This is a genomic window from Paenibacillus sp. W4I10 (assembly GCF_030816325.1).
Classification (GTDB): Bacteria; Bacillota; Bacilli; order Paenibacillales; family Paenibacillaceae; genus Paenibacillus; species Paenibacillus amylolyticus_B.
The window spans coordinates 4,680,010-4,696,669 of the sequence record NZ_JAUSXX010000001.1 but is presented as its reverse complement, the minus strand read 5'-3'; the positions used below and the strand labels follow the sequence as shown (position 1 = coordinate 4,696,669).

Below are 16,660 nucleotides of genomic sequence, written 5' to 3'. Positions count from 1 at the left end.
ACATGTAAGACACATGTAATATACGTATTTTAAAGATAATAAGCACTATATACCTACTAAAATGTTGAAAAAATTGTCGAAATCACGCATGATAATGTAAACTTGCCTAGGTATGTGCGGTTAATGTAAAAAATAATGCTTTTCAATGACTGAACATTACGTTATGATTTGGAATGTAAACGACAAGCACAGACATAAATAGATGTTCATGTGAGATAAACTTACCTGAAATTCCGATGCATGTCATCAGAGCATCAGTACGCACAACCCATGAAATCTATCTTTTTTCTGCGCTCTTCGTTTGCCCATTAATGCATGATTCAATGTACATAACCGGGAGGGGTTATTTTGAAAACGAGTAAAAAAGTATTATCAAGCCTGACTGCCGCTTTGGTTGCATTAAACGTGCTTGCGGTGTTTCCGGTACCTGTATCGGCTGCGGATGCTGCCAAAGTTAAACTGCGGATCATGGAGACAACAGATATTCATGACAATCTGATTAACTACGATTATTATTCCGACAAAGAGACAGACCAGTATGGACTCGCCAAAACAGCTACACTGATCAAAAAAGCGCGTGATGAAGCCAAGAACAGCTTGCTGTTTGACAATGGTGATTTGATTCAGGGTAACCCGCTGGGAGACTATGTTGCGAAGATTGATCCACTGAAAAAGGGTGAGACTCACCCTGTATATAAAGCGATGAATCTGCTCGATTATGATGCAGGTAACATCGGTAACCATGAGTTCAACTATGGTCTGGACTTCCTGGACATGACGCTGGAGGGAGCAAACTTCCCTTACATTAATGCCAATGTTTATGTAGACGATGGTGATGATGATGAGACAAATGACAAGAATTACTTCACACCGTATGAGATTTTGGATAAAAAAGTAACGGATGAGACTGGCAAAGAACATACGATCAAAGTGGGTGTGATCGGATTTGTACCGCCTCAAATCATGCAGTGGGATAGCGCTAACCTTGAAGGTAAAGTAATCGCCAAGGATATTATTGCTACCGCGAAAAAATTCATTCCAAAAATGAAAGCCGAAGGTGCCGACATTGTTGTAGCCATCCCTCACTCCGGATTTGAGGATATTCCTCAAACGGATCTGATGGAGAACTCCGTACTGTACCTGAGCCAGGTAGAAGGCATTAATGCTATTCTGTTTGGACATGCTCACAAAGTATTCCCAAGTGCTGATTTTGCCGGCAAAAAAGGGGTAGACCTTGAGAAAGGTACAATTAATGGCGTTCCTGCTGTAGAGCCAGGGTTCTGGGGTGATCATCTGGGTATCATCGACCTGGATCTGGAGCTGGTTGATGGCAAATGGAAAGTGGTTGATTCCAAAACGGAAGCACGCCCAATCTATGACACAGCCAACAAAAAGCCATTGGTAGATGCGGATCAGGACATCATTGATGCGGTTCATGAAGAGCATGAAGGTACATTGGAGTATGTTCGTGGTCCGGTGGGCGAAACGACTGCACCTATCAACAGCTTCTTCGCTCTGGTGCAGGATGATCCATCCATTCAGATCGTAACGAATGCACAGAAATGGTATGTCGAAAAACATATGCAAGGTACGGAATATGAGAAAATCCCTGTATTGTCCGCAGGTGCACCATTCAAAGCCGGTGGACGTTCAGGCGCTTCGTATTACACGAATATTCCTAAAGGCACCATTGCGATCAAAAACGTTGCTGACCTGTACGTATATCCAAATACGGTACATGCTGTAATGGTTAACGGCGCAGAACTGAAAGAATGGCTGGAATGGTCTGCAGGCCAGTTCAACCAGATCGACCCGGCTAAAGGTGGACAACAACAACTGATCAACAACGACTTCCCAACGTACAACTTCGATGTTATCGATGGTGTAACGTATCAGATTGATGTGACCCAACCAGCCAAATACGATAGCAAAGCTACGATTGTTAATGCATCCGCAAGCCGGATCAAGGACCTGAGCTTTAACGGCAAACCGGTTGACCCAGCACAAAAATTCATTGTAGCGACAAATAACTACCGTGCTTCTTCATCCAAACTGGCTAACCCAGACGGCAAACGGATCGTTCTGGCTGCACCGGATGAGAACCGTCAAGTGATCATCGACTACATCCGTGAGAATAAAACGATTAATCCGGCAGCGGACGGCAACTGGTCTCTGGCACCAATCAAACCATCTGCTGGGTTAACCGCAGCAGCACTTAACGACCTTGAAGTGGTATTTGCATCTTCCCCGGATGCCAAAAATCTGGTAGAAGCGAACCCGGCGATGTCTTTCATTGGTACAAATGATGATGGTTTTGCTGAATACGGCATGAAATTGACTGGAGAAGCAACAACAACTCCGAAACCAGGTACGGAGCCTGCTCCTACGCCTACAAAGCCAACTAAACCTACGGAGCCGACTACTCCAACCAAACCAACGACCAAGCCACAGCCTGAGAAACCAGCGGGCGGCAAAGTGGTATATGTGGTGAAAAAAGGGGATAACTTGTACCGTATCGGCTTAAAATATGGTGTGGACTGGCGCAAGCTTGCGACAGCTAACAAAATCTCAAATGTGCATAACTTGAAAGTTGGACAGAAGATCGTGATTCCCGCATCTTAAAGTTTAATAAGCTGAGGAGGAGACCGACAGTCATCAGACTGTCGGTCTTTTTTTCTGTAAATTTGAATATATTTGTTCCAAGAACCGTCATACAGGAAGTCATCAAAACAGTAGAGATTAATTTTAAGACCCATGATATAATATTTACAAACTTTGGGTATATACAAGTGAACATTAATGGACATGGAATCTAAATTGGCAAGGGGGGTCCTACATGAATTGCAGTGGCTGCAGTCCAATCTATCCTATAGAGGGCCAAGGTACCTTGTACTTGCGTCCCATTTCCCCCGCTTTGCTGGAAGCGCTACAAACGCCGGGAAGACTTATCGAGACGTCGGATGACATGATGTGGATGCATTTTTCGAATCTGGAGACGGTTCAGAGCTTAATAGAACAGATCGGCGAAATTGATCCGACATTACGTGATTCCCTAACTGTTCAGATTATGCCTATATACGAACAGGCTAATGAAGAAAGCTGGATTAGTCTAACCATACAGGAGTCCCGTTTCAAACATGCGGAGCTTGTTTCCATTATTCTGGAGCATCAATTCAGCAGTCATATGCAACCCATCGTTGATGCATCGGAGCAGATTATCGGATATGAGTTTTTGCTTCGTCCAGCTGAGAATGGAAAATCCTTCAGTTCCTATGAATTATTTGAAGTTGCGCGTGAGACCGGACTACATTCTTTTCTGGATCGATTGGCGCGTATTACTGCTATTGAGACCAGTGCCCTTTTTCTGCCGCATGGTGTCAAACGCTTCGTAAATTTCCTGCCTTCCTCCATATATAATCCCGAATATTGTCTGACACATACGTTTGAAGCGATTGAACGTCTTTCGCTTGACCCTAAAGATTTTGTGTTTGAAGTCGTGGAAACAGAGCAGATTCAGCATATGCCCATCTTGCAGCAGATATTTGAGGTATATCGTTCCCGTGGAATGTCGGTTGCACTGGATGATGTGGGTGCCGGATATTCGACAATAGAGTTAATGAATAGGTTAGAACCGGATTTTGTCAAAATAGATCGAAGTCTTATTGACCGTTGTGATCAGGATTCGACCAAACAACAGCAAATTCTTCATATTGTTGAGATGTCGAGTCGATTTGGAGGGCAAGTCCTTGCCGAGGGGATCGAACGAATGGAAGAGTTTGAATTCTGTCGTTCCATAGGTATTGAGCTTGCCCAGGGGTACTATTTTGGTAAACCCTCGGCACAACCGCCAGGCGGTCCGTACTGCAATACTTCATCTAATTTATGTAATAATTAGTAACCTGTAGCTTGTACAAGTCGCTTCTGATCAGAGGTGGCTTGTTTGGCGTGCCTGCACATTTTTCTCTCAAATAAATACCTTCATTTAGCCGATATATAAGATAAGCCTTTTAGATTGATCCATACATACAAAGAAAGAGGGCATTTTTACATTTTGAGGGGGAGAAAGACATGAGTGAAACTCAGGATAATAAACCAATGAAAGCAGCGAAACCTGCCAAACCAAAACATAATCAAAATAAAAAGAAGAAAAAGAAAGGTTTCGTCTGGAATATAAGGAACAAACTATTGGTCTCCTTCCTGGCCGTTCTACTCCTGCCAAGCTTGGCAGTCGGCTTGATCACACTGACGATGGCTGAAGATGGCGTACAAGGACAATTAGTGGATAGTGCCATGCAAAGTGTGAGCACTGCCAATACCATTGTAGAAAGTCAAGTGAATAACAAGATTCATGACATTAACTATTTCGCGGATGCCCTTGATCCGAGCCTGATCAAAGGGGAGAACGATAGTCCTGAGATTCAGGTGAAACTGGAGCAATATCTGGGCTTGCATCCCGATGCTCTGAACATCTTTATAGGAACCGAAGAGGGAGTTATGGTGCGTGGTAAGGCCAAGACTGGAAATGCTCAAGAGGCCAATTATGATCCGCGGGAACGGGATTGGTACAAACTTGCGATGGAGAAGCCGGGTACGGCCGTTGTGTCAGCTGTTTCCAAAAACACGGATGGAATTGCGGTTGTTTTTATCTCCAAAACATTAAAAGACCAATCCGGTGTTGTTGGTTTGTCTATGGATCTGACAGACCTGCAAGAGCAGGCATCCATCAAGGTTGGCCAAGAAGGCTACGTTATTATTATGGATGCAAACAAGAATTACGTTGTTTCCCCTGTAATAGATGCAGGTACGCAGGAAACTAGCGGTATGCTGGATGAGATGTATGAAGGTCCAGAAGGTCAATTCGATTACGTATTCAATGAGCAGCCGAAAATGATGATTTTCTCAACGAATGAAGCAACGGGTTGGAAAATTGCCGGCACGATGTTCAAGAGTGAAATAACCAATGCGAGTAAGGACATTCGGATGGCTACATTTATAGTTATTCTTGCGGCCACGTTCCTTACGCTCATCTTTATTATCTGGTTCACGCGTTCCATGCTGCGTCCAATCAAACGACTGCAGGAATCAGCCAGAGCTGTAAGTAAAGGTGATCTGACCGTGAAAATGGAAACAGGTCGTAAAGATGAAGTCGGTGATCTGGCGAAGTATTTCGAGCGTATGGTTGATAACCTGCGGATGATGATTCTCGGTGTACAGGAGACGACAGAGCAAGTATCTGCTTCTTCTCAAGAATTGTCTGCAAGTGCAGAACAAACCACCAAAGCGATTGAACATTCAACATTAGCCATTCAGGAACTGGCTGAGGGTGCAGAGCATCAGGTGAACAGTGTGAGAGACGGATCAGGACAGATGAGCCGAATGGCAGAAGATGTCCGGTTAATGTCGGAGCGTGTGCAATCGATAACGGCGAATATGCGGAATACATCTGGTGCGGCTTCTTCTGGTAATGAGGCAGCAGGACAGGCTGTTGTGCAAATGAACAGTATTCAGGAAACGGTGGAACAGCTCGGAACGGTAGTCCGTTCTCTGAATGCCCGTTCGGTTGAGATTGGCAGTATGGTTGATGTTATCGCATCGATCTCCAAACAAACCAACTTGCTCGCATTGAATGCTTCCATTGAAGCGGCTAGAGCGGGGGATGCGGGTCGTGGGTTTGCCGTTGTAGCTGGAGAAGTACGTAAACTGGCAGAAGAATCCGGTAGCTCAGCAGGGCAGATCAGTGAGCTGGTACACAATATCCGTCAGGACATGGATACTGCTCTTATCGCCATGAATGCGGCTCAGACGCGAGTGGGAGAAGGCATTCAGGCCGTGAATACGTCAGGACAATCGTTTGCCCAGATTCGGGAGGCGGTGGAAGATGCTGTTCATACATTGGATGACTTGTCCGCAACAACGAAGCAACTGGAGAGTGGTGCATCCCACGTTGCCAAGGCGATGAGTGATATTTCGAATGTGACCCAGGAATCGGCTGCGAATACAGAATCCGTGTCTGCATCTTCGCAAGAACAACTGGCATCGGTAGAAGAGATCGCATCATCCTCGGCACATTTGAATAGCATGGCGGAACAATTACAAGGATTGCTTGGCATGTTCAAGATGGTGGAGGATACACCGAAGGATAAGGGCAAAGAATAAAATCTAACATTGGAACGCCATAATTTACCACACTCTTTATAATAGAAGAAAATAAAGATAGACATTGATCCTGTAGCCCTGTATAAATATATCGTCTGGTTATTCTGCGCGTATAGCGGTGTAATCTTACAAAACAAGATCGAATTAACGAAATAATATATGGATACAGGGTACAGCAGGAGGCTCTATGGTATACGTAGCAATATTGATTTTTGCAGTGACGATCACCTTGGTGATCTGGCAACCTCGTGGGTTGGGTATCGGTTGGACTGCCTCGGGTGGGGCATTACTTGCCCTGCTGTGTGGAGTTGTCAGCTTAAACGATGCCTCGGATGTGGCATCCATTGTATGGAATGCAACGCTGGCCTTTGTCGGCATTATTATGATTTCTCTCATTCTCGACGAGACAGGTTTCTTCGAATGGGCTGCCCTTCATATGGCAAGGCTCGCTGGAGGGGACGGTCGCAGACTGTTTATCTACTCCATTTTACTGGGGGCCGCAGTGTCAGCCTTGTTCGCAAATGATGGTGCAGCGCTCATTCTGACGCCAATTGTGCTGGCGATGGTGCGTGCATTGAAGTTTGATGAGCGCATGGTGTTGGCTTTTGTGATGGCGAGTGGATTTATCGCCGATACCACGTCGTTACCGTTAGTCGTCAGCAATCTGGTTAACATTGTGTCAGCCGATTTCTTTGGTATTACATTTGTGGAGTATGCTGTACGCATGGTCGTGCCCAATCTGTTCTCAATCGTAGCGAGTACGGGGATGTTGTTTTTGTTCTATCGCAAAAGCATACCCCTTCGCTACGACATCTCCGCGGCACGTGACCCGAAGGAAGCGATACGTGATCCACGGATGTTCCGAATCGCCTGGTTCATGCTTGGGCTGTTATTGGTTGCCTATGCCTCCAGTGAGTTTCTGCCGATTCCCGTGTCGGTTATCGTTGGCTCCGTTGCGCTGCTGTTCGCTTTATTGGCACGCAAGAGCGAGGCTGTTGATCTGAAACGGGTGATTAAGGAAGCGCCATGGTCGATTGTGGTGTTCTCGGTGGGCATGTACATCGTCGTATATGGACTGCGTAATGCAGGGTTAACGGATCATCTGAGTCGCTGGCTGGATGCCATAGCAGAGCATGGTCTGCTGGCTGCTTCGCTCGGGATGGGCATCATCGCTGCTGTATTATCATCCGTGATGAACAATCTGCCGACCGTGTTGATTAACCTGCTAGCCATTCAGGGCGCACATACGGAAGGTATTATTCAGGAAGCATTGATCTATGCCAATGTCATTGGTTCCGACCTGGGTCCCAAAATGACCCCGATTGGATCACTTGCCACATTGCTGTGGCTGCACGTGTTATCCCGCAAAGGTGTGAAGATTACATGGGGGTATTATTTTAAGGCAGGTATTATCCTAACGATCCCGACACTGTTGATCACGTTGGTCGGATTGGCGCTATGGCTATGGATTATAGGTTAGTACAATCGTAATTACATTTGGAACCAGAACAAACCGTTAAGGGCCTAGTGTAGGTAGTGTTGTAAGGATCTCGCTTATTGTCATGGATGTAGTGGTACTATACTCAAAAACCAACCTTTTTAGAAGGTTGGTTTTTTTGTGTTCTAATTTCCTTCCCAAACGATTCTTAAATAGAATACTAACTTAGAATTTAAAAAAAGTGGGTATCATAAACGAATACACGATCACTTCCTAACTATTAGGAAAGAGTATAGGCTTGGTGGATATAAAGCGCTTGCATTAGTATGTGTGTAAGGAGGAAAGCCAAATGAGAAAACGTTACATTAAGCTATTAGAGCATTTAAAACAATCTGAGCATGATTTTGTGAGTGGAAGCGAATTAGCTAATCTATTTGATGTAACGACTAGAACGATTCGCAATGACATCAAAGAAATGAATGAAAATTATTTAGATAAAGCAATGATTATTGGCAATACTCGCAAAGGATACAAGTTAGTCGGGGATTTATCCAGCCTGTATAAAAATGAAGATGATGACGAAGAAAGAGCATTTCATATTATCAAAGCATTGTTATCGCAGACTGATTTTATTACGTATGAGGATCTGGCTAGAACGCTTTATTTTTCGACTCAAACGATCCGTAAAGACGTGCAAAAATTAGTGCAAACGATTCAAGCAGAAAAGCAGAACATCGAAATTGAAGCGATTATTTTCCAAGGTATCCGGCTTAAAGGAAGCGAAGTTGAGAAACGGATTTTGCTCAAAAAACTAGTCACTACCGATTGTCTCAAACACATGCCGATAGACGAAGCACTGCAATACTATTTTGGCGATTGGTTCAACGAATCTTCTATTCATTTTATCTACGCTTGTATTGAAGAAGAGGTTGCCAAGTATAATTTATTGCTAAGTTTTCAAGAATTATTCTCGATCTGTGTGAATGTTTTGATCAGTCTTAAACGAGTAAGTCTTGCACAAAAAATAACTGAACAGGATATGAGGTTGGATCATACAAGCTTTGAAGAATTAAAAATAGCCCAATCTATTCTGATCCGTCTGGCTCAAGAAATGGATATCCCTTTTGATGAATATGAGTATCAGTATTTAGGTTACCTGCTGATCGCATTGCAGATCTTACCTAAAAAAAATGAAGAAATCGGGCATGAACACATGAATGAAATGGAACAAAAAATCAAATCAGTAATCCAAAAAGTTGGAGAGCAATATGGATTCATCAGCTACAAAAACCAAGAGTTACTTGATCGATTATTAGCTCATATTACCAAATCATTATACCCATTAAAGTATTATTTCCCTGTCGAAAATCCTTTTATTGCTCAAATAAAATCAGAATATACCAATGCTTATAATGTCGCAGTTGTGTTGGCAAAAGAATTGCAATTTTGCTTAAATATCAAAATACCCGAAAATGAAATCGGTTACTTGACGTTACACATTATGGGCATTATTGAGAACTCTCAAGATAACAGAAAACGTATTGCAATTATTTATGGCAAAAATTTATTAGTCGGCAAGCTATTGGAGCGTAAGATTAATCTCTATTTTCCGAATATTAGAATCGTTAGTCTATTAGCTAATCATGAAATACATCTTCTTCCCGAAGGAATTGAAACGATTATCACAACGAGCGAGATTGCGGAACAACAGCAGTTAAATGTACAAAATATCATTCTGGTAAGTGAAATGATTACAAATGATGATATGAAGAATATTTCGATTCAGTTAAATCGTGGACTACTCAAATATTATTTATCACCAGATGATGTTTTTTTCCTAAATGAAGACAATCCAATTGATTTGTTAAAAAAACTTACAGAACTAGGCGATATTCAGCATTTATATACCAGTATTGTGGAAAGAGAAAAAATGTCGAGTACCAATATTGGAAATTTGGTCGCGATGCCCCATCCATTTGATTGTGGAGATAACAAAAAACTACGTGTACTGGTAGCGATCAATAAGCAGAAAATGCTATGGGGTGATCAGATGGCACAGATCATTTTTCTGTTTATTCCGCCGAAAAATCAGAAGGTGAATAACACCAAATTTTTCGAAGAAATTTACGATGTGTTTAAACAGACCAATATGACAGAAAAACTACTCCATATCACCAATTACGATGAATTTTTGGAAGTCTGGTCTTCCAAATAAATCTAGGAGGAATTCAAATGTTAATTAATATGAAAGATTTACTTAAAGTAGCGTATGAAAATAAATTTGCAGTCGGATCATTTAATGTAGCCAATAGTGAGTTCGTCAAAGTGGTCATTACAGCCGCAGAGGAGCAGAATTCGCCTGCAATTATGCAGATTCACCCGAATGAAATTGATCTAGTCACTGATGGGTTTATAGCTTATGTGCGAGAAGCGGCATCCAAGTCCAAAGTGCCGTTTGTTATTCATCTGGATCATGGAGCGACGATCAAAGATATTACGCGTTCGATTCGCAATGGGTATACATCAGTCATGATGGATGCATCTCATTTACCTTTTGAGGAAAATATTGCGGCAACCAAGGAAGCGGTTAAACTGGCTCATCTGGTCGATGTATCTGTAGAAGGTGAACTAGGTACGATTGGGAGTAATGAAGGCAGCTCGGAAGGTGGGGCTGACGAGATTTTGTATACGAATCCAGAAGAAGCGGCGATTTTTGTAGAACAAACAGGTATCGATACACTTGCTGTCGCTGTAGGTACTTCACATGGTATTTATCCTCAATCCAAAGATCATTCGATCAAAATCGATCGTTTGAAACAAATTCATGAAAAAGTAAAAATTCCGTTAGTGCTGCATGGTGGGTCAGATAATCCTGATGAAGAGATTAGAGAAGCAGTGAAGCATGGGATAGCGAAGATCAATTTATCAACCGATATGAAGCGAGCATTCTACAACCAATTAAGAGCGACACTCGATGCGAATCCGAATGCATATGAACCGGATCAACTGATGCCTGAGGCGACCAAAGCGGCAACAGAACTGGTGAAGAAAAAAATGGATCTGTTCGGTTCTACAGGTAAAGCATCCCTTTATAAACTGGGAGAAATTTAAGAGGAGAGATCCATAATGAAGATTTCTAATGTCTTAAAACCAGAAAATATCATATTAGATGTCACCGCTACGACCAAAGCCGAATTAATAGATGAATTGTCGCAAAAGTTAAACGATAACGGCTATTTAAGCGATATTGAGCAATTTAAAAAAGATATCTGGGCACGTGAAGAACAGGTTCCTACAGAAGTGGGATTCGGAATAGCCATTCCACATGCGAAGTCTACTGGAGTACAGTCCCCTGCCATTATTATGGGCAGATCATTAAGCGGTATTGAATATAGTACCGAATCATGTAATTTATTTTTTATGATTGCAGTCGATCAAAGCTCTTCATCAGAGCATTTGCAAACATTATCCAAAATTTCGACCTTTTTGATGGATGAACTATTTAGAGCGAAACTTATCCTTGCTCGAGATCAAGAAGAGATTGTCCGTTTATTTGAACAGGCAGAAGAGCAAGATGCGCAGGCGCTTCAAAGTCCTAAAAAGTATGCTGGCAAAAAAGTGGTTGGAGTTACAGGCTGTCCTACAGGAATCGCCCATACGTTTATGGCAGCGGAAGCATTGAAAAATGCGGCCAAGGAACTCGGTGTACACATTAAAGTGCAAACCAATGGATCAACAGGTGTTGGAAATCCATTGACTCCTGAAGATATTGCTGAAGCTGATGGTATTATTGTGGCGGCAGATGTCAAAGTCGATATGGATGTTTTTGGCGATCGTCCAGTGATCAAAACCTCTGTCAAAAATGGAGTTCATCATGCACAAGAGTTAATTGAAGATGCGATTGCTGGAAAAGGTGTCGTTTTGAATCAAGGCAACAGTAATCTGAAAGAAGCAAAAGAAAAAACACGCTTAAAGCAGCCTAAAATATACAGCCATATTATGAATGGTGTATCCTTTATGATTCCTTTTGTAGTCGCAGGTGGTATATTGATTGCGCTTTCGTTTATGTTTGGTATTCATGCGGCTGACCCAAATAGCCCGGACTATAATGCTTTCGCCGCTTTTTTAAGTACAGCAGGGGGTAGTGCTGCTTTTGCATTGATGGTTCCTGTATTAGCAGGGTATATTGCGTATAGTATTGCTGACCGTCCAGGATTGGCACCTGGTATGATTGGTGGGATGCTGGCAACTATCGGAGGTTCAGGATTTTTGGGAGGTATGCTGGCTGGATTTATCGCCGGTTATACGATCATAGCTCTGAAAAAATTAGTCAAAGGCATTCCTGACTCACTGCAAAGCCTGTCACCTGTGCTGATCTTGCCATTAGTAGGTTCATTTATAACCGCCTTGATTATGTATTTTGTCATCAACAGTCCGATGGCTTGGATCAATGAGTCGTTACAAGGTTGGCTAAATGGTTTAACAGGTTCTAATGCTATTTTATTAGGAGCACTTCTGGCAGGAATGATGGCATCTGATATGGGAGGGCCGATTAACAAAACAGCATCTGCATTTGGACTGGCGATGTTCGCCAATCAGATCTTTGAACCTTCTGCTGCTCTGATGGTTGGAGGTATGGTTCCGCCACTGGGTATTGCATTAGCTACAACATTATTCAAGAATAAATTTTCAATCGAAGAACGCAATGCAGGCAAAGCCGCTTATATTATGGGTGCTTCATTTATTACAGAAGCCGCGATTCCGTTTGCCGCAAATGATCCTTTGCGAGTTATTCCATCCAATATTGTAGGTGCAGCGATTGGTGGAGGAATGTGCATGGCTCTAGGTATTTCGTTACAAGCTCCTCACGGTGGAATCTTTGTTATTCCCATTGCGGCAAGTAATCCATTACTGTATATTGTCTGTATTTTAGTTGGTTCCATCATTACAGCTTGTATGATTGGATTGTTAAAGAAACCTGTATATCAACCAAAAAGTAATTCAAGCGACCCGTCAGATAAAAAAGCCTTAACAACTATGAAATCTGCATAAATTCTCTAACCAGTTGGTGCCATGCACTGGCTGTGAGGCAGTTTTTTGTTTGTTCTATATAACCGATTGATTTAATATCTACATTAAGTATTTACACAAGGCCAGCCTTTTATAGGGCTGGCCTTTTTTGCTTTCTTCCAGGCAGAGATTGAAATGCCTGAGATCCAACCAGCGATTGAAACAACGTCCGTTCCCGAAGCGATCACTTCAACGCAATTTCTCTCAGATAAATTTCAATATACAGCCGATATTTTTAACATTGCGTTTACAAAACACTGATTTTAAGATGACATACCGAAACTACAATGAGTAAAGAGTTGATGGTGAACAAACAAATTCACAAAACGCCATCACTACATTGGGGGAGGAAAACAAAACATGTTTAAAAAGTTGCCGTTTATTTTGATGACCTTAACGTTCGTACTGGTGCTCGCTGCATGCGGATCGAAAAATGACGCGGGTACAGAGGGTGCTGCAAGCAATGGATCAGGGGAAGCTGCTGCTGAGCTTAGCGGTAACATTCTGGCAGTCGGATCAACAGCATTGTTACCTCTGGTAGAACAAGCTGGACAGAAATTTATGGCAGTTGATGAATATAAGAACGTAACGGTTCAAGTTCAAGGTGGCGGTAGTGGTACTGGCTTGACGCAAGTATCTGACGGACAAGCTACAATCGGTAACTCTGATGTATTTGCAGAAGAGAAGCTGGAGGACGAAGCCAAAGTAAAAGAACTGGTTGACCATCAAGTAGCCGTAGTAGCTATGGCTCCAGTTAGCAACAAAGATGCAGGTGTAGAAGATTTGACTAAGCAACAACTGGTTGACATTTTCTCCGGTAAAGTGAAGAACTGGAAAGACGTTGGTGGCGCGGATAAAGCAATTGTTATTGTAAACCGTCCAAGTAGTTCCGGTACTCGTGCAACTTTCGAGAAGTATGCATTGGGTGCAAAAATGGATGATATCCAAGGTTCGATTCAAGAAGATTCTTCTGGTAACGTAAAAAAATTGGTAGCTGAAACGCCAGGTGCTATTGGTTACCTCGCCCTGTCTTACTTGGATGATAGCTTGCAAGTATTGAAGTACGAAGGTGTAGAAGCAACAGTTGAGAACGTGGAAGCAGGAACGTATCCAGTGTGGGCTTACGAGCACATGTACACAAAAGGTGAGCCGGATGCAGCAACAAAAGCTTTCCTGGACTACATCCTGAGTGACGAAATTCAACAAAACGACGTGACAGAACTTGGATACATTCCAATGTCAGGTATGAAAGTAAAACGCGATGCAGCAGGTAATGTGGTTCAATAATCTTTGAACTTGCGCATACAGCGAAAGAGGCGGACTTAGGTCCCGCCTCTTTACGCGGTTTGCTCTGAAATAATCCCATATTTTGCATTAATTCTACTATAGAAGGATGGTTGTTATGGAACAGACCGAAGGGGGAACGGTAATGAATAACAAGTTGAAACCGCGCCGGCCCTTAAAAGAGAAACATTATTGGGAAGAGTGGACGGGACGGATCTATACGTCGATTTGTGTCGTTTTCCTGATCGTTGTCATGTTTTCCATTGTTTATTTTGTAGCGTCCAAGGGACTGTCCACATTTTTCCAAAACGGAATAAGCATAAGCGAATTCCTTGGTGGAAAGACGTGGAATCCAACCGGAGAACCTGCGTTCTACGGGGCATTACCGTTCATTACAGGTTCTTTCATTACAACCTTGCTTGCAGCATTGATCGCTAGTCCACTTGGCCTGTGTGCAGCACTCTTCATGACAGAGATTGTACCGGGTAAAGGGAAAAAGATATTGCAACCGGCCATTGAGCTCTTATCTGGAATTCCGTCTGTTGTGTACGGATTTATCGGTCTGAGTGTCATCGTACCTTTGCTGCGCAGTATCTTTGGTGGAACAGGCGTCGGGATTGCAGCCGGATGTCTTGTTCTGGCGGTAATGATTCTTCCTACGGTAACAAGTATTATGGCAGATGCGTTGTCTGCTTTGCCAAAAGGATTGCGTGAATCCTCGTACGCACTGGGTGCCACTCGATGGCAAACCATCTACCGTGTCATCATTCCTACGACTTTGCCAGCTTTGTTGACAGGTGTCGTTTTGGGTATGGCTCGTGCTTTTGGTGAGGCCCTTGCTGTGCAGATGGTTATCGGTAATGCACCGCATGTTCCAACATCCTTGCTCGAATCGGCTTCAACATTAACAAGTGTAATTACACTCAGCATGGGTAACACCACGATGGGGTCTGTTCATAACAATGCACTGTGGAGTATGGCGCTTGTCCTGTTGGTGATGACATTTGTCTTCGTCATTCTGGTTCGCCTGCTTGAAAGGAGGAACCGGGTATGAAAATGAAGGCAAAGACGGTAGATAAAATTGCAACATCCGTTATCGTTGTATTGGCCCTGTTCATTGTTATTATATTGCTCGGTCTGCTTGGCTTCATCATGTATAGAGGAATTGGACATATTAGCTGGAACTTCCTGACGAGTGCACCCCAGTTGCTTAAGGGTGGCGGCGGGATTGGTCCACAGCTCTTTAACTCCGTATTCTTGCTTGTCCTGACATTGATTGTGACCATCCCACTCGGATGGGGCGGTGGAATTTACATGGCTGAATACGCCAAACCAGGCAAGATCACCAGCTTCATTCGTCTGGTCGTAGAAGTGTTGTCATCATTCCCTTCCATCGTTATCGGTTTGTTTGGTCTCTTATTGCTTGTAAATCAATTTGGTCTTGGTTTCTCCCTGATCTCGGGTGCCTTGGCTCTGGCGATCTTTAACTTGCCACTGATGGTACGGACAACGGAGCAGGCCTTCCGGGCTGTTCCGAAGGAACAGAAGGAAGCGGGTCTTGCACTTGGACTGTCCAAGTGGAAGATTATCACTTCCATTCTGCTGCCTGTGGCATTGCCGAGTTTGATTACGGGTACGATTCTGGCATCGGGCCGGATCTTTGGTGAGGCGGCAGCGTTGATGTTCACCGCAGGTATGAGTAGTCCACCACTGGACTTTACAGATTGGAATCCGACGAGTCCAAGATCACCGCTTAATCCGTTCCGTCCGGCAGAGACACTTGCTGTCCATATCTGGAAAGTGAACAGTGAAGGCATTGGGCCAGATTCCAAAGAGGTGGCAGCAGGTGCATCAGCTGTGCTTGTCATTCTCGTGCTGGCGTTCAATCTAAGTGCGCGCTGGATCGGTCGGGTTGTATTCCGCCGCATGACAGCTTCGAAATAAGGAGGAACCAACATGGCCATACCTTTTGGTACGGAACAGTTAAGCATATATTATGGACATTTTCAGGCGGTCAAGCAGATCAGTCTCACATTTCCCGAAGCGAGCGTAACGGCGCTCATCGGACCGTCTGGCTGCGGTAAATCCACGTTCCTCCGGTCGCTTAACCGAATGAACGACGAGATCGCCGGTTCCCGCACAGAGGGACATATCTGGATGGACGGTAACGATCTGAATGAGCCTGGAACCGATGTAATCAAGCTTCGCCAGAAGATTGGCATGGTGTGGCAGAAACCAAATCCTTTTCACAAGTCCATCTACAATAATATCGCGTTTGGCCCCCGCTACCGTGGTACGAAGAGTAAGAAGGCACTGGATGAGATTGTGGAAAAAAGCTTGCGCCGTGCTGCGCTCTGGGACGAAGTGAAAGACAGACTGCATGAGTCAGCTCTGTCTCTCTCAGGTGGACAACAGCAGCGTTTATGTATCGCCCGCGCCCTGTCTGTTGATCCGCAGATTCTGCTGCTCGATGAGCCTGCATCTGCACTTGACCCGGTATCCACGGGTAAAGTTGAAGAATTGATTACCGAGCTCAAGAAGGAGCTGCGGATTGTTATTGTTACCCATAACATGCAGCAGGCGGCACGCATCTCGGATTATACAGCTTATTTCTATCTGGGAAGCATGATTGAGCACGGGGATACGGAGCATATTTTCACGAACCCGGACAATCGTCTGACGCAAGAATACATTATGGGTCGTTTTGGTTAA

General features: G+C 43.7%; 11 protein-coding genes. All 11 read left to right on the top strand.

The window, feature by feature from the left end; genetic code table 11:
* Positions 1–348 precede the first annotated feature (348 nt).
* The 11 genes from QF049_RS20990 (at position 349) to pstB (ending at position 16,660) form a co-directional block, all read left to right on the top strand.
* Entirely contained in the window at positions 349–2,622 is a 2,274-nt protein-coding gene (locus QF049_RS20990; RefSeq protein WP_307540309.1) for a bifunctional 2',3'-cyclic-nucleotide 2'-phosphodiesterase/3'-nucleotidase, read from the top strand.
* A gap of 214 nt (positions 2,623–2,836) precedes the next feature.
* On the top strand, positions 2,837–3,895 hold the full coding sequence (locus tag QF049_RS20985; protein ID WP_307540307.1) for an EAL domain-containing protein: 1,059 nt from the start codon (positions 2,837–2,839) through the stop codon (positions 3,893–3,895).
* A gap of 173 nt (positions 3,896–4,068) precedes the next feature.
* On the top strand, positions 4,069–6,156 hold the full coding sequence (locus QF049_RS20980; RefSeq protein WP_307540305.1) for a methyl-accepting chemotaxis protein: 2,088 nt from the start codon (positions 4,069–4,071) through the stop codon (positions 6,154–6,156).
* Positions 6,157–6,343: 187 nt separating this feature from the next.
* The gene (locus QF049_RS20975; RefSeq protein ID WP_307540303.1) at positions 6,344–7,636 is read left to right on the top strand and encodes an arsenic transporter; all 1,293 of its coding nucleotides are present in this window, start codon (positions 6,344–6,346) and stop codon (positions 7,634–7,636) included.
* 307 nt (positions 7,637–7,943) lie between these two features.
* Positions 7,944–9,809, top strand: a complete 1,866-nt coding sequence (locus QF049_RS20970) for a BglG family transcription antiterminator (RefSeq protein WP_307540301.1) — start codon at positions 7,944–7,946, stop codon at positions 9,807–9,809.
* A 17-nt stretch (positions 9,810–9,826) separates the two neighbouring features.
* On the top strand, positions 9,827–10,705 hold the full coding sequence (locus tag QF049_RS20965) for a ketose-bisphosphate aldolase (protein WP_307540299.1): 879 nt from the start codon (positions 9,827–9,829) through the stop codon (positions 10,703–10,705).
* 15 nt (positions 10,706–10,720) lie between these two features.
* Positions 10,721–12,646, top strand: coding sequence for a PTS fructose transporter subunit IIABC (locus tag QF049_RS20960; protein WP_307540297.1), 1,926 nt, complete (start codon positions 10,721–10,723; stop codon positions 12,644–12,646).
* A 378-nt stretch (positions 12,647–13,024) separates the two neighbouring features.
* Positions 13,025–13,951, top strand: coding sequence for a phosphate ABC transporter substrate-binding protein (locus QF049_RS20955; protein WP_253429468.1), 927 nt, complete (start codon positions 13,025–13,027; stop codon positions 13,949–13,951).
* 115 nt (positions 13,952–14,066) lie between these two features.
* The gene (pstC, locus tag QF049_RS20950; protein ID WP_017690972.1) at positions 14,067–15,002 is read left to right on the top strand and encodes a phosphate ABC transporter permease subunit PstC; all 936 of its coding nucleotides are present in this window, start codon (positions 14,067–14,069) and stop codon (positions 15,000–15,002) included.
* 2 nt (positions 15,003–15,004) lie between these two features.
* A complete protein-coding gene (gene pstA / locus QF049_RS20945; RefSeq protein WP_091018663.1) occupies positions 15,005–15,892 on the top strand; it encodes a phosphate ABC transporter permease PstA in 888 nt (295 codons plus the stop codon).
* 12 nt (positions 15,893–15,904) lie between these two features.
* On the top strand, positions 15,905–16,660 hold the full coding sequence (pstB, locus tag QF049_RS20940) for a phosphate ABC transporter ATP-binding protein PstB (RefSeq protein WP_101314910.1): 756 nt from the start codon (positions 15,905–15,907) through the stop codon (positions 16,658–16,660).